Source organism: Winogradskyella sp., assembly GCF_028289625.1.
Lineage (GTDB): Bacteria > Bacteroidota > Bacteroidia > Flavobacteriales > Flavobacteriaceae > Winogradskyella.
Genome location: NZ_JANQOM010000063.1, coordinates 21,012 through 46,775, shown reverse-complemented (window position 1 = coordinate 46,775; position 25,764 = coordinate 21,012). Strand labels below are relative to the sequence as shown.

Annotated in this window: 18 protein-coding genes; 11 read left to right on the top strand and 7 right to left on the bottom strand. The window is 36.0% G+C overall.

All coding sequences use genetic code 11. From position 1 onward, the window contains the following. Positions 1 to 37: 37 nt before the first annotated feature. On the bottom strand, positions 38 to 1,180 hold the full coding sequence (locus Q0992_RS12720) for a methionine aminotransferase (protein ID WP_299524929.1): 1,143 nt from the start codon (positions 1,178 to 1,180) through the stop codon (positions 38 to 40). A gap of 182 nt (positions 1,181 to 1,362) precedes the next feature. Here Q0992_RS12720 and Q0992_RS12715 point away from each other — a divergent pair, with 182 nt between their 5' ends. The 5 genes from Q0992_RS12715 (at position 1,363) to Q0992_RS12695 (ending at position 9,930) form a co-directional block, all read left to right on the top strand. Then, positions 1,363 to 2,928 carry a tetratricopeptide repeat protein gene (locus Q0992_RS12715; protein WP_299524927.1) on the top strand — a complete coding sequence of 522 codons (1,566 nt, stop codon included), beginning with the start codon at positions 1,363 to 1,365 and terminating at the stop codon, positions 2,926 to 2,928. Positions 2,929 to 3,085: 157 nt separating this feature from the next. After that, positions 3,086 to 5,905, top strand: coding sequence for a TonB-dependent receptor (locus Q0992_RS12710; RefSeq protein WP_299524925.1), 2,820 nt, complete (start codon positions 3,086 to 3,088; stop codon positions 5,903 to 5,905). After that, positions 5,883 to 6,914 carry a phytase gene (locus tag Q0992_RS12705; protein ID WP_299524922.1) on the top strand — a complete coding sequence of 344 codons (1,032 nt, stop codon included), beginning with the start codon at positions 5,883 to 5,885 and terminating at the stop codon, positions 6,912 to 6,914. Before Q0992_RS12710 ends, Q0992_RS12705 begins: the two co-directional genes overlap by 23 nt. A 100-nt stretch (positions 6,915 to 7,014) precedes the next feature. Beyond that, positions 7,015 to 7,791, top strand: a complete 777-nt coding sequence (locus tag Q0992_RS12700; protein WP_299524919.1) for a hypothetical protein — start codon at positions 7,015 to 7,017, stop codon at positions 7,789 to 7,791. A gap of 48 nt (positions 7,792 to 7,839) precedes the next feature. After that, positions 7,840 to 9,930, top strand: coding sequence for a S46 family peptidase (locus Q0992_RS12695; RefSeq protein WP_299524916.1), 2,091 nt, complete (start codon positions 7,840 to 7,842; stop codon positions 9,928 to 9,930). Positions 9,931 to 10,111: 181 nt separating this feature from the next. On the opposite strand, the gene Q0992_RS12690 is transcribed toward Q0992_RS12695, so the two are convergent. From Q0992_RS12690 to Q0992_RS12675, 4 genes are all read right to left on the bottom strand, one after another. Then, positions 10,112 to 10,576: a hypothetical protein gene (locus tag Q0992_RS12690; RefSeq protein WP_299524913.1), complete on the bottom strand. Its 465-nt coding sequence runs from the start codon at positions 10,574 to 10,576 to the stop codon at positions 10,112 to 10,114. 377 nt (positions 10,577 to 10,953) lie between these two features. Further along, positions 10,954 to 11,505 carry a DUF1569 domain-containing protein gene (locus Q0992_RS12685; RefSeq protein ID WP_299524910.1) on the bottom strand — a complete coding sequence of 184 codons (552 nt, stop codon included), beginning with the start codon at positions 11,503 to 11,505 and terminating at the stop codon, positions 10,954 to 10,956. Beyond that, positions 11,506 to 12,321 carry an SDR family oxidoreductase gene (locus Q0992_RS12680; protein ID WP_299524907.1) on the bottom strand — a complete coding sequence of 272 codons (816 nt, stop codon included), beginning with the start codon at positions 12,319 to 12,321 and terminating at the stop codon, positions 11,506 to 11,508. An 83-nt stretch (positions 12,322 to 12,404) separates the two neighbouring features. Then, entirely contained in the window at positions 12,405 to 14,789 is a 2,385-nt protein-coding gene (locus Q0992_RS12675; protein WP_299524904.1) for a TonB-dependent receptor, read from the bottom strand. Between the two features lie 258 nt (positions 14,790 to 15,047). On the opposite strand from Q0992_RS12675, the gene Q0992_RS12670 reads away from it, so the two are divergent. Next, positions 15,048 to 16,121: a sensor histidine kinase gene (locus Q0992_RS12670; RefSeq protein ID WP_299524901.1), complete on the top strand. Its 1,074-nt coding sequence runs from the start codon at positions 15,048 to 15,050 to the stop codon at positions 16,119 to 16,121. Between the two features lie 3 nt (positions 16,122 to 16,124). Beyond that, positions 16,125 to 16,877, top strand: a complete 753-nt coding sequence (locus tag Q0992_RS12665; protein ID WP_299524898.1) for a LytTR family DNA-binding domain-containing protein — start codon at positions 16,125 to 16,127, stop codon at positions 16,875 to 16,877. A 21-nt stretch (positions 16,878 to 16,898) separates the two neighbouring features. On the opposite strand, the gene Q0992_RS12660 is transcribed toward Q0992_RS12665, so the two are convergent. After that, complete coding sequence (locus Q0992_RS12660; RefSeq protein WP_299524895.1) at positions 16,899 to 17,369, bottom strand: very short patch repair endonuclease; 471 nt, start codon at positions 17,367 to 17,369, stop codon at positions 16,899 to 16,901. A 150-nt stretch (positions 17,370 to 17,519) separates the two neighbouring features. After that, on the bottom strand, positions 17,520 to 18,836 hold the full coding sequence (gene ahcY / locus Q0992_RS12655; RefSeq protein ID WP_299524892.1) for an adenosylhomocysteinase: 1,317 nt from the start codon (positions 18,834 to 18,836) through the stop codon (positions 17,520 to 17,522). A gap of 130 nt (positions 18,837 to 18,966) precedes the next feature. Between ahcY and Q0992_RS12650 the strand changes: the two genes are divergently transcribed. The 4 genes from Q0992_RS12650 (at position 18,967) to Q0992_RS12635 (ending at position 25,607) form a co-directional block, all read left to right on the top strand. Continuing rightward, the gene (locus Q0992_RS12650; protein ID WP_299524889.1) at positions 18,967 to 19,599 is read left to right on the top strand and encodes a 4'-phosphopantetheinyl transferase superfamily protein; all 633 of its coding nucleotides are present in this window, start codon (positions 18,967 to 18,969) and stop codon (positions 19,597 to 19,599) included. Next, entirely contained in the window at positions 19,592 to 20,323 is a 732-nt protein-coding gene (locus tag Q0992_RS12645; protein ID WP_299524886.1) for a geranylgeranylglyceryl/heptaprenylglyceryl phosphate synthase, read from the top strand. Before Q0992_RS12650 ends, Q0992_RS12645 begins: the two co-directional genes overlap by 8 nt. 335 nt (positions 20,324 to 20,658) lie before the next feature. Next, complete coding sequence (locus Q0992_RS12640) at positions 20,659 to 21,528, top strand: hypothetical protein (protein ID WP_299524884.1); 870 nt, start codon at positions 20,659 to 20,661, stop codon at positions 21,526 to 21,528. After that, positions 21,525 to 25,607 (top strand): fibronectin type III domain-containing protein, encoded by a 4,083-nt coding sequence (locus Q0992_RS12635; RefSeq protein ID WP_299524881.1) that lies wholly within the window; start codon positions 21,525 to 21,527, stop codon positions 25,605 to 25,607. Before Q0992_RS12640 ends, Q0992_RS12635 begins: the two co-directional genes overlap by 4 nt. Positions 25,608 to 25,764: the final 157 nt, after the last annotated feature.

Genomic DNA, 25,764 nt, shown 5'->3' with positions numbered 1-25,764 from the left:
ATTCAATCTTGAGACACAGAAAAGTACAAAAAGTAACTTAAATTCTACATAAAATCTCAGCTGCCCTAATCAAAGTTTCATCAGTTTTTGCGAAACAGAAGCGCAATACCTTATCGTCTCTGCCAGCCTCATTAAAAACAGAAAGTGGAATCGATGCTATTTTAAAATTCTTAGTCAAACGCTTAGCAAAATCCACATCGTGCTCATCCGTGATTTTCGAATAATCCAACACTTGAAAGTAAGTGCCTTGGGATGGTCTAAACTTAAAGCGGGATTCCGAGATTAGATTCAAAAATAAATCACGCTTTTGTTGAAAAAACATGTTGAGACTTAAGTAAGTCTCGGAATCTTGCATATAATCCGCAATCCCTTTCTGCGCAGGATGGTTAACTGAAAAGACATTGAACTGATGCACTTTCCTAAACTCGGACATGAGATGCTCTTGTGCACAACAATACCCAATCTTCCAGCCTGTATTGTGAAAGGTTTTGCCAAATGAGGCAGTGATAAAGCTTCGTTCTTTTAGGTCGTTAAATAAGCAAACACTTTGGTGCGCTTCTTTATCGAAAATAATATGTTCGTACACTTCGTCACTAAGTACTATAATATCGGTGTCCTTGGTTAATTTTTGAAGTTGCAACATATCGTCTTTAGACCAAATGGTCCCACTGGGATTATGAGGGGAATTAATGATAATCATTTTGGTCTTTGTAGATAGTTTTGAGTCTACTTCTTGCCAATCGACTTTGTAATCTGGAGCCAAAAGCTGAATGGAAATTGTTTTTCCACCATTAACTTCTATGGCAGGTTGGTAACAATCATAAGCAGGTTTAAAAATGATAACTTCATCCCCAGGTCTTACAAAAGCCGAAATAATGGTATAAATCGCCTGGGTAGCACCTGCGGTTACCGTAATTTCTTTTTCAGGATGATAGGTGTTTTTGTATAATTGATCATACTTATTAGAAACAGCGATTCTTAAATCGAGATTTCCTCCCATTGGTGCGTATTGGTTATAGCCATTATTCATGGCGTCAGCAACAAGATTATTTAACTTTTGAGGGCTCGAAAAATTAGGAAAGCCTTGCGATAAGTTTAGTGCATTATGCTCATTGGCCAAGGCACTCATAACCGTAAAAATAGTGGTGCTTACATTAGGGAGCTTTGAATTATAAACCATTCTGAAATATACTACAACTTAGGCGTAAATCAAGATGAAAAGCCAACAAAACGTTTCATAAAGGTTAAGTAAAATTTAAATCGCCCTTAAATAGATAGAAGTGTAATGATATAGTAAAGATGAGTTAAGATGTTAGGATTATTATTTTATTTACTTGTTAGATTAACTAATTTGATGAGCAGGTGAAAATATTTTACATCTTATTAGTGCTTTCGTTTTGTCCACTTTTACAAGCGCAGTCAAATAGTGAGGCATCTGTCTTATTAGATAAAGACTTATACCGTCTAAAGACCGAATTGGAAACGGCCAAGAATCAGCTTGATAAGTCTAAAATTGCTAAGGCTGAGCTCGATTTGGGTAATTTCTTCAATCAGCTAAAATTATACAGTGAAGCCACTAAGCACTACCAAGCCTTTTTAGAAATACATAAATATGAAGACATGGTCTTGGTTAATGTTCAAAATGTACTGGCAAAGATTAACCTCAACTTAAATAAATATGAAGACGCTAAGCAGCACGCTTTAACAAGTCAAAAAGCCGCATCGCAAATTAATTATTTCAGGGGCAAAGCGGTATCCAATACTTTACTGGGGAACGTAGCTGAAAAACAAGGAGATTATGAAAATGCTTTGCAATACCAAAACTTAAGCCTTTCAATATTTAAAACCTTAAATGATAGTACAGGTTTGGCAAGAACAAATGAAAGTATTGGTAGCATATATGAAGATCTTGAGCAATACGATTTAGCTCATAATTATTTTATGGTTGCATCTCAATATGCTTTAAATAGTGATAGTGATTTACAAATAAATATTACTAATAATCTTGGTGATATCTATCGAAAAACAAAAAGGTATAATGAAGCCATTGAGCAGACTCAAAAAGCATTGCTGATGGCAAAAGAGAATAATAACCAGACACAGCAAGTGAGTGCTCTAAAGGACTTATCGAAAACGTATGCTGAATTAGGTGATTTTGAAAAAGCGTTCGATTACCTAAATAATCAAAGTATTGTCAATGAAGATGAACTTGCAAAGAATAATATGCAATTGATTAGTGCTATGGAGGTACTATATGGCGTAAAAGAAAAAGAAGCAGAAGTTAAACTGCTCAATAAGCAGAATCAAATTAATAAAGTACAAAAACAAGTCATACTGGTTATTGCTATAGCGATTTTAATGACTTTAATAATAGGGCTAATTTACTGGAAAAAGCGAAGAAAACACGAACAACATATTTTTGAATACAAACAGCAACTTTTACAAGCTGATTTAGACAAAAAAATTGTAGAAGAAGAAGCCTTAAATAGAGAGATTGATATTAAGGTGTCATCACTGACTAATTACAGTCTTAACCTTGCCCATAAAAATAAGTTGCTATCGAGTGTCTCTAAGACTCTTGTAAAGCTACAGGGTAGAAATAGTCAATTGATAAATAAAAAGCTTAAAGAATTGGTTAGGGATATAGAATTCGATCTCAACAACAATAGCGAATGGACCGAATTAATGGGATATTTTGGTCGTATTCATCCTAGTTTTTTTGAGAGCATTAAAAATGTGGCTACGAAAAAGCTATCGTCTTCTGAAATGCGTTTGTGTATGTTACTTAGATTAAATCTATCTTCAAAAGAAATTGCTGAAATTCTTCATATTACACCAGATAGTGTGAGAATAGCTAGATATAGACTTCGAAAAAAACTTCCTCTAGATTCGCAGCAAGACCTTCAGGATTATTTATTCGACTTTTAAACTGTGTTTTTAAAACATTAATTAAAAGTTAGGCAATGGTAAATGTTGCTATGTTTTATATGGCAATAACATTCCGTTTTTTCTTTTTGTTAACACATAGAAAAAGTAAGAATTAAAGTGTCAATTTACATTTGTGATAAACTAAATCAACTAAAAAATGAAACATTATTTTTATTTATCATTACTACTGTTTTCAGTTCTAGGTTTTTCCCAAACCGGTAATGTAAAGGGTATTATTGCAGATGAGCAAGGTATTCTTGTACCATATGCCACAATTTCTGTTACAGATTCAAATAAGGGCACAGTTTCCGATATTGATGGTGAGTTTCTTTTACAAAATGTTCCGGTTGGAAAGCAACTACTTAAAGTAAAATACTTGGGATATGCAGATCAGGACATTGAAGTCGAGGTTATTGAAAATGAAACTGTAGAGATAAGTATAACGCTTAAAAGTGAGTCAGAGCAACTCGATAGTGTTATTCTTACAGGTTTTAGTGGTGGACAGGCAAAAGCCTTAAATATTCAAAAGAACAAACAAAATATTACGAACATCGTATCTGCAGATCAAGTTGGTAAATTTCCAGATGCCAATATTGGTGATGCTATAAAGCGTATTCCAGGGATTACGATGCAGGTCGATCAAGGTGAAGCAAGGGATATCATTGTAAGGGGTTTAGCTCCCCAATTGAACTCCGTGACTTTAAATGGATCGCGTATTCCATCAGCTGAAGGTGACAACCGTAATATACAAATGGACTTAATCCCTGCCGATATGATCCAAACCATTGAGGTCAATAAAGCGGTAACACCAGATATGGATGGAGACGCGCTTGGTGGCTCCGTAAACTTGGTTACACGTTCTGCCCCAGAAGGTTTTAGGCTTTCGGCGACATTGGGTTCAGGATTAAATCTTATTACGGACACTCGAATATTAAATGGAACCTTAATATATGGTGATCGCTCTAAGGATAACAAATTTGGTTGGATGCTCTCAGCAGCTATTTATGATACGGATTTTGGTTCAGATAATTTTGAGGCGGAATGGGATAATGAATTTGCTTTTACTGACGCCAATGATGAAGAAGTAGAATTGGATGTCAACCCTTACACCGATGTATTTGAACAGCGTACCTATATTATCCAACGTGTAAGACGCAGTTTTTCAGCCAATTTTGATTACCGCTTTGATGCCAATAACAAGATTGAACTGCGTACCATGTACAATTGGCGAGATGACCGTGAGAACCGTTATGTATTTGCCCAAGAATTATTGGATGCCGAGGATATTGGACCAGGGGATTTTAGCATTGATTCTAATGGCACTTTAACACGCTTTCCGATAGAAGCGGCTCGAGAAACCAAGGCTGGTATAGATAATGACCGTAACCAGAATAGACGTCTTGAAGATCAACGGATGCAAAATTATACCTTGCAAGGTGAGCACTTACTAGGCAATATGAAAATAGATTGGCTAGGGTCTTATGCCAAGGCATCAGAAGAGCGTCTTAATGAAAGATATGCTCAATTCACTTCAGAATATCAAGTTATGGTTGATAACACCGATCCTGAGTTTCCATTTATGTCACCTGTGACTCAAGGCGATGACAATAATCTTAGTGAGTTTGGATTTGATGAACTTACCGAAGAAAACCAATATACCGAGGAAGAGGATATCAACTTATTCTTAAATGCTCAATTGCCTGCGGATTTATTTAATAAAGGCGATGGTTTTGTAAAGTTTGGTTTACGAGGGCGCTTTAAAAATAAGCTTAGAGACAATAACTTCTTTGAATTTGACTTGGAAGATGATTTTCCAACTATGGCTTCCATTCCTACTCGTGATTTTTCTGATCCAGATTTCTTAGCAGGAAGTCGCTATCAAGCAGGGTTTTTTCCAACCCCAGAGTGGCTGGGAAGTTTAAGCTTGAGTGGAGGCGATCCCGTTATTGATGAATTTCTACCGGTTAACTATGACGTGGAAGAGAATGTTTATGCTGCTTACGTTATGGCAAATCAGCAATTATCCGATAAATTATCGGTTCTAGCTGGTGTTCGTATTGAAAATACAGATGTAAGCTCTTCCGGATTTTTAGTAGAGGAAGATATAACTAACCCTGATGAAGCCGAACGAGTAAATTCGGAAAGCTCTTATACCAATGTCTTACCTTCTGTTCATTTTAAGTATGATTTGAGCGCTCAAACGGTTTTACGTTTTGCATGGACCAATACATTGGCAAGGCCAAATTATGAAGACTTGGTGCCAACTGTTGATATTGTCGCCTCCGATGAGGAAATTTCTCTAGGGAATCCTGATTTGGAAGCAACAACTTCTATGGGTTTTGACCTTATGGCAGAGCACTATTTTAAAAGTGTTGGGATTCTATCAGGAGGCCTATTCTTCAAGGATATCAATGATTTTATTTATGTGCGTATTACCGAAGATGCCGATACAGGTTTTGATGCTTTTCAGCCTGTAAATGCTGAAGGCGCTACGGTGTTCGGAGCAGAGGTTTCATTTCAACGACAGTTGGATTTCCTTCCTGGATTCCTCAAAAATTTTAGTCTATATCTTAACTATACCTACTTAACCTCAAGTACTGATGGTATAGCTAATGAGGATGGTGATTTTAGGGAAGATGTGGATCTTCCGGGAACGTCACCAAACATGTTCAATGGATCTTTAGCGTATAATGATAAAAAATTCAATATAAGATTGTCAGCAAATTACTCTGATGCCTATATCGATGAAATTGGCGGTGGTCCTTTTGACGACAGGTACTACGATGAACAGTTCTTTTTAGATTTCAACATGAATTACGCCCTAACCCCTAATCTGAGGATTTTTGCTGATGTTCTTAATATTACCGACCAGCCCTTACGTTTTTACCAAGGCGTAAGAAATAGAACGCAGCAAGCCGAATATTATGGTCAACGTATAACTTTTGGATTGAAATATGATTTATTCAAGAAAAAGTAAATACGCTTTAGTTATCATTTTAATTGCAGTAGTCTTTAATTCCTGTGGTCATAAACTACCAGAAATTAAGGCCGCTGTGGTTACTGAAAAGACACTAAATGACACTGATGATCCAGCCATTTGGATTAACAAAGATAATACTGAAAAAAGTATAGTTTTTGGTACTGATAAAGACGATGTCAACGGTGGGGTTTATGCTTTTGATTTAAAAGGAAAAATTATAAAGGAAAAATCATTAACTGGTTTAGGTTACCCTAATAACGTTGATGTTTTATATGACTTTAAATTAAACGATTCAATAACTATTGATTTGATGGCATTTACCGAAAGAGCAAAAAATCAAATACGGTTGTTCTCTATTCCTAATATGGAAATGTTAGATAAAGGTGGTTTCAAGGTTTTTGAAGACGAATCCCAAGTAACTAAACGTAGACCAATGGGTATTGCCTTTTACAAAAACATAAAGAGCCAAAAAACCTATATTATTGTGGGCAGGAAGGAGGGCCCCTTAAAGAATTATCTATATCAATACCAATTGGTTTCTGACAGTTTGGGATTTGCAACCAAACTGGTAAGGAAATTTGGGGAATTCAGTGGAAAGAAAGAAATAGAAGCCATAGCCGTAGATGAAGAGCTAGGATTCGTCTATTATTCAGATGAAGACCATTGTATTAGAAAGTATTATGCAGACCCTAAAATGGGAAATGAAGAACTGGCATGTTTTGGGGCAGATCATTTTCGTCGCGATATAGAAGGTATCGCCATTGCTAAATACACTAATGATTCAGGGTTTTTAATTGTGTCTAATCAGCAAGCTCATACCTTTTGTGTATTTGATAGGAAAACAAATGAATTTATAAAAGAAATAAACCTTGGAACTGTAGAGACCGATGGTTGTGAAGTGACTACTCAGGCGTTAGGGAGTATTTTCCCAAAAGGCCTGTTTGTGTCAATGACCGATTCCAAAGAATTTTTATTTCACGACCTTGGGAGTCTTAATCTAAAATAAGATTAATTTTCATAATGCTTTAAGTTAATTGGGCCCTTTCTAGAAATAGAAAGGGTTCTTTGTTCATAATTAAAATAAAGTTCTAACGTTCTTATGGTGTATGAAAAGAATAATACTTGTCATAGGAGTACTTTTAATGTTTGGATGTAAATCTGAATCAAAAAAGGACGTGATTACTACTGAAAACATAGATGTTTATCTAAGTAGCAAGCTAACAAAACCCTACATCGATTCTTTAAAGCTTGGTGTTAATTTTACACCAAAAGGCAATTACACTTCAATTATTAGTGAAATCAATGCAGACAGAAATTACTTCAATAGCTTATACAGAATCAATGCTGCTAAAGCATCAGATTCGGCATCAAAATACATCTATTCAAAACTATTAAATGATATTGTTCCACATTGGTACGGTACAACTTGGGATTTTAATGGCCATACAGACAATCCGAATAACGGAGAGATAGCCTGTGGTTATTTTGTATCAACAACTTTAAAGCATTTAGGGTTTAATCTAAATCGTTATAAGATGGCACAAGCTGCGGGTTTAGATGAAGCTAAACTTTTACAACCTAAATCAGATCTTAAAATCTATTCCAATCTAAGTTTTATTGAGTTAAAGAAGAGAATTAATAGCGCCTACTCTGATGGGATTTATTTTGTCGGATTGGATAATCATGTTGGTTACATTATTTTAAAAGATAAAATACTTTACTTCTTGCACTCAAGTTACTGCGATGATGAGGTTGTCATTGAACTAGCGGAAACCTCACCTTGCTTTAGGTCTAATATCTATGTGTTTGCCGAAATAACAACAAATAATGACCTTGTTAAAAAATGGATAAATAATGAAAGACTTGAAGTGCCAAATCATTAAATGGATTTGACCTTTCTTTTTTATATTTACGTTCTAAAACTAAATACCATGAGAGTCTTAAAAATTATCATCTTTTTTATTGTATTACAAGTATCTGCACAACAAGGCGGTATGTGGATTCCTTCGCTTTTAGAAGGCATGAACGAAGACGAAATGCGGAGCCTAGGAAGCAAGCTAACGGCAAAAGATATTTATGATGTCAACAACTCTAGCCTTAAAGATGCCATTGGCCATTTTAATGGTGGTTGCACTAGTGAGGTGATTTCTCCAAAAGGGTTATTACTGACCAACCATCACTGTGGGTTTGGCCAAATACAGTCGCATTCATCTTTAGAGAATGATTATCTAAAGGATGGTTTTTGGGCCATGTCTTTAAAAGATGAAATTCCAAATGAAGGCTTATTCGTAGAATTTATCGTTAGGATTGAAGATGTTACAGAGGCGATGTTGATGAATGTAACGGACAGTATGACACCTCGCGAAAAACAATCACAGATAGATAAAAACAGAAATAGTGTTGAAAAGAATGCAAAAAAAGAATCTTGGCAAGGCATTAAAATAAGACCTTTTTACAAAGGGAATCAGTATTATTTATTTGTAACAGAGCGTTTTGAAGATGTGCGCCTAGTGGGAGCACCACCAAGCAGTATTGGTAAATTTGGTAGTGATACCGATAATTGGGTTTGGCCTAGGCATACGGGCGATTTTTCTATTTTCAGAATTTATGCAGATAAGAATAACCGACCAGCTAAGTACGACAAGAACAACGTACCTTATAAACCTAAGCACTTTTTACCTGTCTCATTGGATGGGATTGAAGAAGGGGATTTTACCATGGTATTTGGTTTTCCGGGGCGAACCAATGAATATCTCCCTGCTGTAGCTATTGAGCAAATAACACAAAAAGTAAACCCATCGAATATTGCGATAAGAGAGGCGGCTTTAAAAGTCATTGATGCCAACATGAAAGCTGATGACCAAATAAGAATTCAATACGCGTCAAAACAAGCTAGAATTGCAAATGCATGGAAAAAGTGGATAGGCGAAAATCTAGGTATTGAAAAAAGTGGTGCCATAGACATCAAAAGACAATTCGAAGCAGAGTTTACCAAGGCGTTAAAAGCACAAGGAAAGGAAAGTGAATATGGAATGCTATTGCCAGAATTCGATAGACTTTATAAAGAGTTTGAGTCCATTAATGTAAAGCGAGGAAAATTCATTGAAGTCTTTTTAAGGACTAATGAACTTATGCAAATGATGCTGCGTTTGGCTCAATTAGAAATGTCTGCGCGACGAGGAGAAGACACCTTTAACAAAGCACGTGAGAGTACGATTAATCGTATGAAGGGGATTCACAAAAATTATAACGTAGAGGTGGACAAAGGGGTTTTTAAAGCTGTTATGCCTTTGTTTATGCCAGATAAAGTTGATGCTTCCATTTATGACAGAACCAATTTTACGGATTTAGATAAAACATTAAAAGTTCTAGAAGGTGATTCCGAAAATGTTATTGCGAAGCTAAATTCTGATATTGCATATCAATATGCCAAGCCTATCATTATGCAGTTTTATACCAACTATGAGCCAGAATTCCAGCGTTTGAATACTGAAATTAATGCAATTCAAACCACATATATGAAAGCGTTGATGGAAGTTATGCCTGGAGAACGCTATTTTCCAGATGCTAACAGCACCTTGCGTGTTACCTATGGAAAGGTAAATGGTTATGCACCTAGGGATGCCGTCTATTATAATCCCGTAACCTATTTAGATGGTGTTATAGAAAAATATGTACCTGGTGATTATGAGTTTGATGTACCTCAGAGACTGAGAGATTTGTACAATGCCAAAGATTATGGTCAATATGCAGATAAAAATGGGAAGTTACCTATTTGTTTTCTAGGCACCAATCATACCACTGGCGGTAATTCTGGAAGCCCTGCTATAGATGCCCAAGGGAATTTAGTAGGCTTAAATTTTGACCGTGTTTGGGAAGGCACAATGAGCGATATTTATTATGACCCTGAAATATGTAGAAATATTATGGTCGATTTACGCTACGTGCTCTTTATCATCGATAAGTATGCAGGTGCAAAACATTTAATTGATGAGATGAAATTGGTGCATCCAAAGAAGTAGTGGTGTTCATTCAAAAGTTTAAAAAGCTACTTCTAAATTGATTATAATAAAACCTATTACTTTAAGATATCATCCACAATCTTTAAATGATGCTTGGTATGTACTTCTATAAACTAGATGTGTTCTAGATGTCTTTAATTTAACTAGAAAATAAACTTAAATGAGAAACAATGGATTTTTATTAATCAAATCTATTTTTAAGAGAAAATGAAGAAACATTTTTCTTATTAATTATTATCGAGTTAGCTTTCTGTGTATTAAACATTATAAGGTATTCGTTTGTTTGCCCAATAAAAAAATAATTTTCTAAATCAGAATTTATTTCTTTATCTGTTGTTATTCTTATTTCTTTTAAACCATTAATTTTTTTTACGAAATAGCCTCTTGTACTACCAAGAATAGAAAAATAAACGACTAATGCGACAACAATTGAAAAGTATTGTATCAGTTGCAGGTTCTCTTTTTTGCGAATTCTATAAGAAAACCCAACGAGTGCAGAAAGTACAATCAAGTCGTTCAATAAGAAATACAAGAAGTTTGTATCCAAAGTAAATTTTGCAGGCATTGGTAACGTTCCTAGAATAGGAGCAAAAAAGATAATTAATGAAAAGACTATGATTAAAGGTATAACAGTAAGATAAATCAAAGTTTTTATCAATAAATTAAGGGCAGTAGATTATGTTGGGTTGATTTTAGAAACATACTTTAGGATGTTCCAATTTTTAAATGAATCATGTTTTAAAGCTAAAAAAAGAGAAATGAAAATTATTATTGGAATGATTATAGATAAAAAAGAAAATATGATTTCCGAAGTACTAGCTAATGAATAATAGTTAATATTAAACTCGTTATAGTAGGAAAAAAAATAAGTTGAGCCAAAGAGAATTAATAAACCGGTTAACAGAATAGAATTTTCAGAAATCTTTTTTATTTCAAATGAAGACATAATACTCAAGTTAGTTCAAAGTTAATTATTATTTTTAAGTAAAAATTGGAAATTAATATTTACTAGTTAAGGATATTTCAATTATTGTCTTCTAAAATATCATCCACAATCTTTAAATGATGCTTGGTATGTACTTCCATAAATCTTATGGCTTGCGCTTTACTAAGTTGACCGAAGTAGGGATGTTCAAAATTAGTATTCTCATCGAGTATATTGAGGGTATTGATATTGGCTCTAGCTTCTTGTAATTGTACATAGATATCTTCTGTCAGAATAACTTCTGGTGGTCTCACTACATCTGGCGATTGCGCTCTTCCTCTTGGAATATAACCAGCGGTTAAGGAAAAAATACGTGCTGCATTTATTGAATTGGAATAGTCACTTGGATTGGAGGCTTCCAAAGCTTCAGTGATTCTATTAATGGTCTTTAAAATATGATCGAGTTGCCAAGCCACATCGACTTTGGATACTTCAGGATCTTTTTGATCTCTATATTGAATGGCATTTTCGACTTCAACTAGTAAAGGTTCTAGTACTTTTGGATTATCCTGATTCATTTGAATATTGGCATAAATAAAAATTGAAATTACAAAGAGACTCGTAATAATTAGAATTCTTTTTTTCATCATTTATTTTATTTGGTGCTTTGTGAATCCTTGCATAACTTTTCCCATAATACGAATTTTACCCCACCTCGGGGTCATTCTCAAATTATAAACTAAAAACTTGGTGAGCAGTCCGGGAAATACAGTAGATTTTTTTCCTATGGCTTTTATAATTGATGTTGCGATATCTTTTGGGTTCGATGCACTATTCATTTTCATATCTGCTCTGGCTGAAAACCCAGTTTCAACGGGTCCTGGTGCCGCACATAGTACATCAATGTCTTCGGATTTAAACTCTAAATGAAGTGCCTCACCCAATGATTGAACATAAGCTTTTGTGGCTGCATAATTCGTAGCGTTGGGAACACCTTGGAAAGCCACCATTGAGCTTAATAGGACAATAGCTCCTTTATTTGATAAACTTTTCATTTTATTAGCATAGTGATGTGTTAAAATCAATACCGCTTTGCAATTAAGATTAAGCATATTTAATTCATCATCGAGATTGGAATTGATAAACTTACCGGATGTTCCAAAACCTGCATTTAGAATAACAATTCCTAAATTCAAATGTTCCGTTTCTTCTATCAAATGTATAACATCAATTTCTGCCGATAAATCACCAGCTATCGCAACTACGTCAACTTTGTATGCTTCAACAAGTTGTTGTTTCAATGCGTCTAATAAATTTTTTCTTCGCCCAGTAATGACTAGATTAAAACCCGATTCACCCAATTTAAGAGCTAATTCTCTGCCTATTCCAGAAGTTGCGCCAGTAATGAGAGACCAACTTCCATAGTTACCTTTTAGACGCTTTATTGTATGTTGCTTTAGTTTCATTTTAATTTAGTTATTTAAAGAGCCTCACCAGTGTGAGGCTCATGGTTTCAGTGACAAATGCACAACTTTACTATTAATCAATTTTAAAACTGAAACCTATATCCAAAGTCAGGGAAAAACCCAATTTGGTCTACTTGATTTATTTCATTGGTTAATCGGTTAAATCGTCTTACGAATACATTTTCATTGTTTGTAACGTTTTGGAGATCGACGTAAAACTGATGCGATTGTTTCTTGACTTTGCTATTAAACTTAATCCCAAACTTAAAATCCCAACGAAAGTAGTCATCATATTGCTCGCTAAAAGCGATATCTTCTTGTAAAATTTCAAAACCAGCTTGCTGAGAAGCTTCTAAATCAATAGGTGTAAAATAACGTCCACCAGCAAAGCTCACTCTAGTATCAAAAAACAACATATTTTTCTTGGCTTTGCCTACAGGGAATTCGCGTCCTGTTAAGAAGTTAATGACGTAGCCGTTATTAAATGGAGAGTTACGTTCTATGCCATCACTACCTTCATACTTACTTTCAAAAATGGAGGTTGTTAACAACCCATAATACCCTTTACTAAAAAACTTTTCTATAGTTAATTCTATACCTTGGTTAAAACCCGTGCCTTCATTAACTAAAGACACACGATCATTGTCAAATTCAAAATCAGCTCCTTCGGTTAAGGATGAATAACTCGAAGGAAAGGCTTCCACAGCAGCATCACTAATATCTTGACGATATACTTCTACCTTTGCTCTCCAGTCCGAACCAAGTTTGGTATCATATCCTAAGACGTAGTGATTACTGCGTACAAAATCCAAGTCTCGGTTAGTTTGAATGCGTTCACCATTAACGTTTTCATTAAGAAATAATAAGGGAAATACAACGGATTGGTGGTGTAGACCATACCCAAAATTCAGACTATTATTTGAATTTATCTTGTAACTAAGACTCGCTCTAGGTTCTAATACAAACTGCTCATTTAGTGTACCATATTGTGCATGAAGCCCTGCATTTAAAGTTATAGCTTCAGTAAGTCTAAATTGACCTTGAATATAAGGTTGAATAAGGGTGAGGTCATCATCTATATCTATAAAGCTTGTTAAATCTGGATCTCCATCATTATCATTGTCGGGTTGTTCTTCACGATCTCTCAGTACGGCTTCTACGCCAAAGTTCTCTATCAAAAGACCTGTCCTCAAGGTTATTCTATTGCTTAATTTAGAGTTGAATAGTGTTGAAAATGCCAATCTTGCTTCATTATTTGTGGCTTCGGTATATAAAATAGAACGCTCTTGAGGTGTATCTTTATCTATAAATCGATTGGCAGTAATATCACTTTCTGAAACAGATCCAGAAATTACCGTTTTTAAGTATGAACTATTCCCTATGGTAATTCTATGTTTTAAGCCTACAACTCCAAAATTCGATCTTACAAATAGATCTTCATCTTCGGCAGCAAAAAGATCATCTTCATCAATTTCGTCACCTAAAAAATCAATATTAGAGTCACCTATAATTCCGAAAAGTGAAAAATTTCCCCATTTGGTATCACCAAAATCGAGATTGAAAGACACATCAAAGTAGTTTGGAGTGGCCACAGACCCTCCACCTGCTCCAGCACCTACAATACCAACCAAAGAATAACGTCCCGCTACTAAAAAGGAACCATTATTTTTACCGAAAGGCCCTTCAGCTGAGGCTTCTACTCCAGTAAATGCTCCTGCTTGCAGCGTGTACTCGTACTCATCTTTGTTCCCTTTTCTAAAACCTAAATCAAAGACACCTCCAAGAGCATTTCCGTATTCTGCCGGAAATGCTGAGGTTAGGAAATCTGAATTTTTTAAGACATTAGGATTTACTGCCGAAACAGGACCACCTGTTGTGCCAAATGCCGAAAAGTGATTTGGATTAGGAATAGGAATTCCTTCTAATCGCCACAACAATCCAACGGGCGAATTACCACGCACCACAATATCGTTTCTACTATCATCTGGTGAAGATACTCCTGCGAAATTTGCTGCCAATCGACCCACATCGCTCCGACCACCCGAAAATCGATTGACTTCCTCTAAGCTAAATTGGCGAGCAGAAACGGTGGCTAGTTTATTAATGGATCGGTCTTTATTGGTCTCTGGTGTCAGTATTACAGCATCCAGTTGATTAAAAGATTCAATGAGGCTAACATTTATTACGGCATCTTTACCGGTAGTAACTACAATATTGGGGATGGTAATGGTTTCAAAACCGATATAACTTATTCTTATGGTTTGCCTTCCAATAGGAACATTTTCTAAAACATAATAACCGTTGTCATCGGTTACGGCTCCCATGGGTTTTTCTGTATCCAATAATTCTACAGTAGCACCCAAAAGAGAAATTTCGGACTGTTTATCAATAACCCGTCCTTTGATGATGCCTGTTTGAGCAAAACTAAATGTACTTACCAGTACAATAAGAAGAAATAACTTTTTCATTGTTTTTTTGATTTGTTTTCTCAAAGCTCAATAGATCTTGTAAAAGATGAAATGCAATAATTTTTAATTGTTGAATTTAGTTTTGAAGTGTTATATACTTTAATTTGAGTGCTTTTATGGGATAAAAAGGAATTAACTAACAATTGAGTGTTAAATCCTGACAATTGATTGGAATATTTAACAGCCCAACCAATAACAATGTTAACTAACAATTGAGTGTAGTATATTTGATTACATTTAAAGTATTTTGAAGCCAATATGATGCTAAGCAAAGGATATCTAAAGAAGATAGGGTTAAGGTTTCTCGTTATTAATGTTGTTTTTTTAGCGATAAAGTTTTTTGTTGAGAAAGACCCTAATGAAAGCTATCTGAACAATACTACTGTTTTCTATTACATTTCGACCTTTATTCTGTTTATGACGACTTGGGAGGTCAATGATTGGCTCATAAAAAAGAGCAAAAACACCTCTCAAAGAAATGAACTTATTACGAATGCTGTCATCTTCTTTATTACGATTTTATTCGTTTTATCCCTAGCAGCAATTATTTACTATCTCGGTATTTTTGAATTTAAGTCACTTTGTCAGATAGAAACTGATGAACCTTGGAAAGTGTTTAAAATAGATATGTTTAGAGCTTTAGGTTTGGCTTCGGTATTTTCAGTATTTAATCAGTTTTATTGGGTGTATAAGGACAAAAGAACTCTCGAATTATCTCTGTTGGAACTCAAAAAGGAAATTACAACATCTAAATACAATTCCTTAAAAAGTCAAATAAGTCCCCATTTTTTGTTTAATAGCTTAAATACCTTAACGTCGTTAATGTATGAGGATAGAGACTTAGCTTCAGATTTTGTAACGCGTTTGGCGACGTGCTATCGTTATATTTTAGATAATAGAGAAGAGGATTTGGTAGGTTTGGATAAAGAATTACAATTTTTAGACGCCTTTATTTTTATGATGAAAGTAAGGCACAATGGGGCTATTTACATAAATACAGATATTACTATTAAAACTAACTCCGTATTGATTCCTACACTCTCTTTACAGATGCTGGTTGAAAATGCTTTGAAGCATAATTATTATTCTAAAGAACAACCGATTACTATAACTATTAGTGTTAAGTACAATCGATTAGTCGTTAAGAATAATATCAGAAAGCGAATCGATTCAGAGACGTCTACAAAATTAGGACTAGCTAATATTAAAAAACGCTATGCGTTTTACACCAATAAGGATGTGATAATAGATGAAGAAAACAACACCTTTAAGGTGAGTATGCCGTTGTTGAATAAAGCTGAAATTAACATTAAAGATTTAACTGTAGCTTAACTCATGAAAGCTGTAATTATAGAAGACGAAGATATTGCCTCTAGACGATTGAGACATCTAATTGAAGCTTTGGCTCCAGAGTGCGAGATACTCACACAAATATCTTCAGTTGAAAGTGGTTTAAAATGGTTTGCCGAAAACGATTTGCCTGACCTCATATTTTTAGACATACAGTTAAATGATGGTTATGGTTTTGATATTATAGACCAGTTGCCAAAACATCCACCAATAATTTTTACTACGGCTTATAATGAGTATGCTATACGTGGCTTTAAGTACAATGGATTAGACTATTTATTAAAACCCATTGACAAAAATGAGCTTAAAAAGGCGTTAGAAAAATACACTAACACAATTGATAATAGACAAAATACTAGTGCAGATATCGATTCCATTAGACAATTATTTGCCAAAGAATACAAAAAACGTTTTATAGTAAAAATTGGTAACCAATTTAGTACGTACAAGGTTGGGGATATCGCTTATTTTATGGCAGACGAAGGAGTTATATTTTTATGTACAAATAAAGGGCAAAAATGCCCAATTGAGTATACCATTGATCAGCTTGAAGACATTTTAGATCCTATTCAATTTTTTAGAATCAATAGAAAATACATGGTATCGGTAAATGCGGTTGAAGAAATTCACAGCTATTTTAACTCCAGACTTTTATTAAAACTAAACCCACAACAAGAGGAACAAATCATTGTTTCTAGAGAGCGCACCACTAATTTTAAGAAGTGGTTGGATATGTAAGTACATTATCCGAAAGGGTCATTAATAGTTCTTACCAGTATTGATATATACCATTACATCGTTGATACAAGTCTTGAGGTTATCTTTTACTTCATGCGCCCAAAACCGAAATACCGTATAGCCCATGTCTTGTAATTGCTTATTGACTTCCCTATCACGTTGCATATTGCGTTCAATCTTTGGAATCCAAAAATCCCTATTGGTCTTCAGCTTAGCCTTGCGCTCATCCCAATCATAGCCATGCCAATACGCACCATCAATAAATATAGCAAGCTTATATTTCATAATGCTTACATCTGGTCGTCCAGGTAATCGCTTACTATCCACACGATAGCGCACATTTTTCTTCCAAAGCGCTTGGCGAAACAGTAATTCAGGTTTGGTGTTCTTACCACGGATTTTACTCATTATTTTAGAGCGCTTCTTGGTGGTGTAGAAACCAGCTTCCTCATTAAAACGAGGGACTTTTATTTTTTCTTCTTTGTAAGCCATTCACTTAGAAGATACAAATTATTGAAACTATAGATGTGTCAGTTCGAGTAAAATTTTTATTCAAAAGGGTGAAATCACTCGAAGTGACGATAAATAAAACAAAAATCCCAAACAGTTCTGCTTGGGATTTGATATTTAGTCATTGGAATTTTAGTACCTATAATACTCTGGTTTAAATGGTCCTTCAACCGTGACACCAATATATTCAGCTTGGTCTTGTTTAAGTTCAGTAAGTTCAACACCAATCTTTTCTAGGTGTAATTTAGCGACTTTTTCATCCAAATGTTTTGGTAGCATATACACTTTGTTTTCGTACTTATCAGAATGGTTCCAAAGCTCTATCTGCGCTAAAGTTTGGTTGGTAAACGAATTACTCATCACAAAACTCGGGTGTCCTGTTGCCAAACCTAAATTTACCAAACGACCTTCTGCCAATACAATGATATCTTTTCCATCCACAGTGTATTTATCAACCTGTGGCTTAATGGTATCTTTAGTATCACCATAGTTGTCGTTTAACCATGCCATTTGTATTTCGTTATCAAAGTGACCTATGTTGCAAACGATGGTTTTGTCCTTCATGGCTTTAAAGTGCTCAGCTCTTACAATATCTTTATTTCCTGTTGTAGTGATAACAATATCAGAATTACCAACAACAGTTTCTAAGCGTTTTACTTCAAAACCATCCATAGCAGCTTGTAATGCACAGATTGGATCTATTTCAGTAACAGTTACAATACTGCCAGCTCCTTTGAAGGACGCAGCAGTTCCTTTACCAACATCACCATAACCACATACCGTAACGCGCTTACCAGCTAACATAATATCGGTCGCTCTTCTTATGGCATCAACGGCAGACTCTCTACAACCATACTTGTTATCAAATTTACTTTTGGTCACAGAATCATTAACATTAATAGCAGGCATTGGCAAAGTGCCATTTTCCATGCGTTCGTATAATCTATGAACTCCTGTGGTCGTTTCTTCAGAAAGCCCTTTAATCCCTTCGACCAATTCAGGATATTTATCCAATACCATGTTGGTTAGATCACCACCATCATCTAAAATCATATTTAGTGGCTGTCTGTCTTCACCAAAGAACAAAGTTTGCTCAATACACCAGTCAAACTCTTCTTCTGTCATGTCTTTCCATGCATATACTGCTGTTCCGGCATCGGCAATAGCAGCAGCAGCCTGATCTTGAGTGGAGAAAATATTACAAGAGCTCCAGGTCACTTCTGCACCTAAGGCTTGTAAGGTTTCGATTAAGACAGCAGTCTGAATGGTCATATGCAAGCATCCTGCTATGCGAGCACCTTTTAAAGGCTGTTCATCTCTATATTCTTCGCGTAGACTCATTAAACCTGGCATTTCAGCCTCGGCCAATTCAATTTCTTTTCTTCCCCAAGCCGCAAGCGACATGTCTTTTACTTTGTGAGGTACGTAAGCTGTAGTTTTTGTACTCATGTGTGTTGTCTTATTTTTAAATATAACTAACCTTTGGCTTTATGGCTTAAATAACTAAATTCGCTAAGTCAAAAAATGACAATTTCGCCTAAGGCGATGCAAAGGTAATCAATAGGTTTTAGAATATTAAATGCCACTGTACAAATCCATTACCGTAAACTCACAAACAACTGTTAAAATCTGGAAGATTGAAGAAGATTACGATGAATTACTCTCTCCGCTCGATTTAAAGCCTCAGAGCTTAAAACGTGTAGAAAGTATGAAGAGTGAGTTGCATCAACGAGGTTTTCTTAGTGTTAGGCATCTGCTTAGAGCTTTTGGCTATAGCGACCAAGATTTGTTCTATGATGATTATGGGAAACCGCATCTTAAGGATGGAAATCATATTTCCATAACCCATTCATTCACATTTTCAGGAGTTATTATTAGCGAGAATGAAGTCGGGATTGATATCGAAAAACAGCGCGAAAAAATAGGTGTCATTGCCAAAAAGTTTGTGGATTATGAATTCAATTATTTAGATAAAACTTCGAAAGATTATGTAAGAAATTTAACGGTTATTTGGGGAATCAAGGAATCATTATACAAACTTTTTGCCACGCCAGGTATGCTGTTTAGAGAACACTTTTTGGTAATTCCCTTTATGCTTCAAGATGGGGAAACTGTAGCTTGGATAGATTACAAAGACAAAAAATATAGATATAATACGGCCTTTTTAGAGTTCGATGGCTTTACTTGCGCTTATGTTGTTCCAAATGAATAAGCTCTACCAACATATACTGGATTCGATTTCTAGATCTGAAAAACTTTTAGCGGTTTTGATAGATCCAGATAAAATGCAGGTTGAACGGGTTTCTGGATTTATAGCTATGGTCAATCAATCCATAGCGACTCATGTTTTTGTTGGTGGCAGTGAAGTGCAAGAAGGACTGACCGAAACCTTGGTTGTGGAAATTAAAAAGCATACCAAGCTTCCAGTAATATTGTTTCCGGGAGATGTTATTCAAGTTACTGATAAAGCTGATGCTATTTTGTTTTTATCCTTAATTTCAGGAAGAAATTCAGAGTATCTTATAGGAAAGCATGTAGAGGCTGTTTCAAAACTCAAAACTACAAATCTTGAGGTATTGCCAACGGGTTATATGCTTATTGAAAATGGGAGGCAAACTTCGGTAGAACGTATTAGTCAAACGAAGCCTATCAAACGTAAATCTGTTAAAACTATAACTCATACTGCTAAAGCTGGTGAATTATTGGGTATGAAGTTAATTTATCTCGAAGCAGGGAGTGGTGCGACCCATCCCATAGAAGCCGAAATTATTCATCAAGTAAAACAAGAGTTGCGTATTCCTTTAATTGTTGGTGGGGGAATTAGGTCCAAGAAAGAATTATATTTAGCATTTAATGCTGGTGCAGACCTTGTGGTGATTGGTACGGTTTTGGAAGAAAATGACGATTTTATTGTAAGTATTTCAAAATACCGATAACACGAATCTTATAGTGATTACTTCGACTGCATATCTGTTATAACCATGTTTCTAAATGGCAGACCACTCTTTATTTAGCGCTTGAGTACGGTAGTGTTTCTGAAACTAATAGGATTTATTCAAGCCAAAGAAGACAATTTGATGGATTGTATTTGCCGTATTAAAATCCACCAATCAGCATTCTTGCAATACTCAGCAGGAAGTTAATTCAAGCGTCTCAGTACAACATACCAAACAGTTAACGATTAGAACATATACGTAACCTTTTCTTGAAGATTTAAAAACAAGTTTGTCATATCTAGTTAATACCGCAATATTAGTTTTAACAAATTATTATGAATAAGCTAGTTTCAAAAATAATTCAATGTTCCGTATTTCTCATTTTTATTGGGCGTGCCTATCAGTTCCTGTTTTTTGGGTCACCTTTTAGAGAACTACTTTGGGATGAGAGTTTAATGACTCCACTAATAGAAGGACTCTTTAAAATACCATGGAATGAGTATGCGTCAGATTTAAGGGTCAATTCTTGGATAGAGCTAAGCACTAAACTAAGTGCTGTAGTATTCATTCTTTCAGCCGTATTGGCTATTTTTTGGTTTAAAATTTCTTTTTCCAAGCTTAAACGCAGTATCCTAGGTATTGGCGTTGTCATTCTTATATTCACTGGTATTTGCATTGTAAAAAGCAAGAACTACGACATATTACAGTTTTTTGAACTGGCGATACAAATTACAGCTCCAGTTATCCTTCTTTTTTCAGAAAAACTTCTATCCAAGACCAATACATCGCTTATGGCGGTTTTAAAAATTGCTATTGTTTTGGTGTTTATTTCACACGGCCTTTTTGCTATGGGAGTCATGCCAGTACCTGGTTATTTTATTGATATGACCATAGGTATCTTGGGCTTTGATGAAACCAAAGCGCGACAGTTCTTATTTATTGTAGGCTTTCTGGATGTTCTTGCCTCGATTGGCATATTTTTTTCAAGAACTGCGCCATTTGCATTTTTCTATCTGATCATTTGGGGTACGGTTACGGCATTAGCCAGATTCTTTATAGGGCTTGCATTTAGCCCATTAGAATACGCCGCACATCATAATCTATACTTAACCATCTACAGATTACCGCATGGCTTGCTTCCTATTGCGGCTTATTTACTATTAGAACAATTTAAAACTGAAACCAATAAAATAGAACTCACATGAAATTAAAACTACTACAGGCTATTCTTTGGCTTTTAGGGCTAGTATGCTTTATAGGCCATGCCAATAATGATAAATACCGTTTGATTTTGGTTGATAATCCAGCAACGACAATTACCGTTGCATGGAATCAAATATCTGGAACCTCACCAACGGTATACTACGACATTGTAGATCACGGTACAGACCACACTCTTTATGCATTTTCAAAAACTGTTGATAGAACAACGGATTTTAGAGGGATGTCCAATCAATTTGCCAGATTATCCAGCTTAAATCCAAATACCGATTATTATTTCGTCATTCATGACAGTGAAGGTACGAGCCAAAGGTTTTGGTTCAGGACTGCACCCGCTGATAATAGTCGCTTATCTTTTATTGCTGGTGGCGATTCCAGAAATAACCGTACACCACGACAAAATGCTAATAAACTAGTTAGTAAGTTGAAGCCACATGCTGTTTTTTTTGGTGGGGATATGACGGATGATGACACAAGTATAGAATGGCAAAATTGGTTTGACGATTGGCAGTTGACTACGACTGCAGATGGAAGAATGTTCCCTATTGTTCCAGCTAGAGGAAATCACGAGTATAATCCTGAAACCGTCTTTAATCTTTTCGATACTCCCAATTCAGATTCGTACTTCGCATTTACTTGGGGAAATAATTTGATAAGGACCTATACACTTAATACTGAAATTTCAATACTCGGTGACCAACTCACATGGTTACAAAACGATTTAGCTTCAAACACGACTCCCATATGGAAATCCGCTCAGTATCACAAACCAATGCGCCCTCACACGTCTGGAAAATCTGAAGGGAGAGCGTTTCAGTATGAGTCTTGGGCACAATTGTTTTATGATGAAGGGGTTCGCTTGGTGGTAGATTGTGACTCTCATATGGCCAAGACTACTTGGCCTGTAAAACCGTCTTTTGGACCTAATAGTGAGGAAGGATTTGAGATTGATTTACCAAATGGTACCGTGTATACTGGCGAAGGTTCTTGGGGCGCACCATTGCGACCTAACGACGACGACAAGATTTGGACTCGGAGTTCGGGATCATTTAATCAATTTAAGGTCATTTTTGTAGATGAACAGCGTATCGAATTACGAACGGTCATCGTAGATAATGCTGATAGTGTTGCCGAAGGAAGTCACACAGATCCGTTCACCTTACCAGCAAACCTAGACGTATTTTCACCACCAACGGGTGACGTTGTTATTATTTCTAATGATATTAATAATCCATGTACTATTGCAGGGACAGTATGTGATGATGGGGATTCAAACACATTGTTTGATGAGGAAGATGGTTTCTGTAATTGTGAGGGTTTATTAGATACGGATTTAATCGAGGAAACGGTTTCAGTAGCACAGAGTAGTGATGACGCGGAGGAAAATAGTAGCACTCAAATAGTGGATATTACCAGTACTGATCTGGAATTAATCAATGATACAGATGATCAATTAGTAGGTATTCGTTTTAATAATGTACAAATGCCTATTGGTTCTACCCTTTATAGAGCTTATATCGAATTCACAACAGATGAAACAGACAGTAGTCAAGATCCAACAAATCTCCTTATTGAGGGAGAGCTAGTGCCTAACAGTGATACATTTACTACAGATACCGCCAATATTTCTTCAAGAGTACGAACAAGCAATACGGTAACCTGGTCAGAAATCCCGATTTGGGATACAGAGGGGGTATCTGGATTAGAGCAACGTACTCCTTATATTACCGCAATTGTCAATGAAATAGTATCACAAAATGATTGGGCTAGCGGTAATGCCATTAGCTTTATTTTCTCAGGCACAGGAAAACGTGTGGCCGAATCATTTGATGGTTCCGCAGCCCCGAGGCTCAAATTGTTCTATCAACTTCCTTGCGAACCCGCAGGCACTATTTGTGATGACGGTAATCCTACCACAGTTTTAGATGTGGAAGATGGGTCTTGTAATTGTGTCGGTTTTGCAGAGTCGGACGACTTAGACTATCAAGTTGTTGGTGGTGATAATGATGCTGAAGAAGCTGAAACTACTGGTATTATATACACTAATAGCTCCGATTTGGAATTGGTATTTGATTCTTTTGAAAATCAGAACAATCAAACTGTCGGTATACGATTTGTTGATATCGCAATACCTCAGGGTGCCATTATAACTAGTGCTGACATTCAATTTACTACCGATGAAACAGATTCTGAGCCAACCGATCTTCAGATAAGAGGGGAATTGGTGCCCAATAGCGACATTTTTAACACCGTAGACTTTAATATTTCAAGTCGACCAACAACAGAGGCAGTAGTTCCTTGGTTAGATGTTCCAGAATGGAATCTTGTGGGTGAGGCTGGAGCTGCTCAACGAACACCACAGCTTCGAAGTATAGTTCAAGAAATAGTTGATCAGGCCAATTGGCAACCCTTTAATGCGATGTCTTTTATTATTACTGGATCGGGATCAAGGGCGGCAGAATCCAATAATGGCTCTCAAAGTGATGCCCCAAGACTATTAGTGAGCTATACCTTAAGTGATAGCTGTCCTGTTTATGGTACACCTTGCGATGATGGTGATTCTTCGACCATAAATGACGAAGAAGACGGTTTTTGTAACTGCCAAGGCATTCCAGATACTAGTGTTCAAAATGATTTTTCTATTCTGAGTTCGAATGATGACGCGGAAGAAGACTTGAGCAATGGTGCTGTTGATGTCACCAGTAGTGATCTAGAACTAATAAACGACGGTACAGATCAATTGGTAGGTGTTAGATTTGATAATGTTCAGTTACCTGAAGGTGCTACCCTTCATCGAGCCTATATCCAATTTGAAACGGATGAAACAGATTCGGAACTTGATCCAACTAATCTTATAATTACTGGTGAATTGTCAGAATCGAGTTTGGCTTTTGACGAAACAGTTGTCAATGATATCTCAAATAGGGCCTTAACAATTTCTACAGTCAATTGGGACGAAGTTCCGTTATGGGAGACGGTAGGCGAAGCAGGAATAAGCCAGCGCACGCCATACCTAACATCTATAGTCAGTGAAATTGCGGCACAAGCCAATTGGACCAGTGGCAACGCAATGACATTTCTTATCAGTGGGTCTGGAAAACGCGTGGCAGAGTCTCAAGACGGAAGTGGCACCGGACCTAGGCTCATTCTGTTTTATACCAGTCCTTGTAATCCAGCGGGAATGGCATGCGACGACGGGGATGAGACTACGTTTTTTGATTTAGAAGATGGGTTTTGTAATTGTACTGGTATTGCTCAAACAGGAACATTGAATTATCCAATCAACGCTTCAAATAATGATGCCGAAGAGCGCGTATCAGATGGTGATATGAGTTTAACAAGCACTGATTTAGAGCTGGTTGATGAAAGTGGAACTGATAATCAACTCGTAGGGTTAAGATTCACAGATATTCAATTACCTGCAGATGCGAGTATTCTCAATGCCTATATTCAGTTCACGGTAGATAACGATAATACCGATGTTACGAATCTGGTGATTGAAACAGAATTAGATCCAAATTCGGAAGAATTCACTGCAGAAGTTGGCAACATTTCGGCTAGAGCCAGAGGCTTGGTATCAGTAAATTGGGATAATGTGCCCGCTTGGACTACTGATGATATCGGTGCAGCAGGACCAGAACAACAAACTCCGAACCTTAGTGGTCTTATTGGGGAAGTACTTGCTGACGATAACTGGGATTTGCTAAAGAGTCTAACTTTTATAATATCTGGAACTGGAGAAAGAGAAGCAGAATCTATTGATGGTAGCGCTGCCCCTATTCTTGTAATAGAATATCAACTCAATAACCTTTCAATAGAAGACAACCAAGACTTAGAACAAATAAAAGTTTTTCCAATACCTGCCACTCATACTCTTAAAATCACTTCACCAATTCAACTTGATGCCTATAAAGTAAGAAATATGCTAGGGCAAGCGGTATTAAATGGAAAGCCAGAGGACTTGGATTTTAGTGTTGATATTCAGGGTTTAAATTCTGGAATTTATTTTATTGAAATGCATAGTGGAAACTTAAAGCGTACAGTACGCTTTATCAAGAAATAAAAAAACTTAAATACAAACCTTGAGCCCTGTGAAATTTGAATTTTGCAGGGTTTTTTATGATTTGCACCATATTGGAATAGCTCTTAGGATTACAGAAAAATTCGTAGATAAAGTTCCTGATTTTGGTAATAGGAATGTTCCTTATATTTGGCTTTGT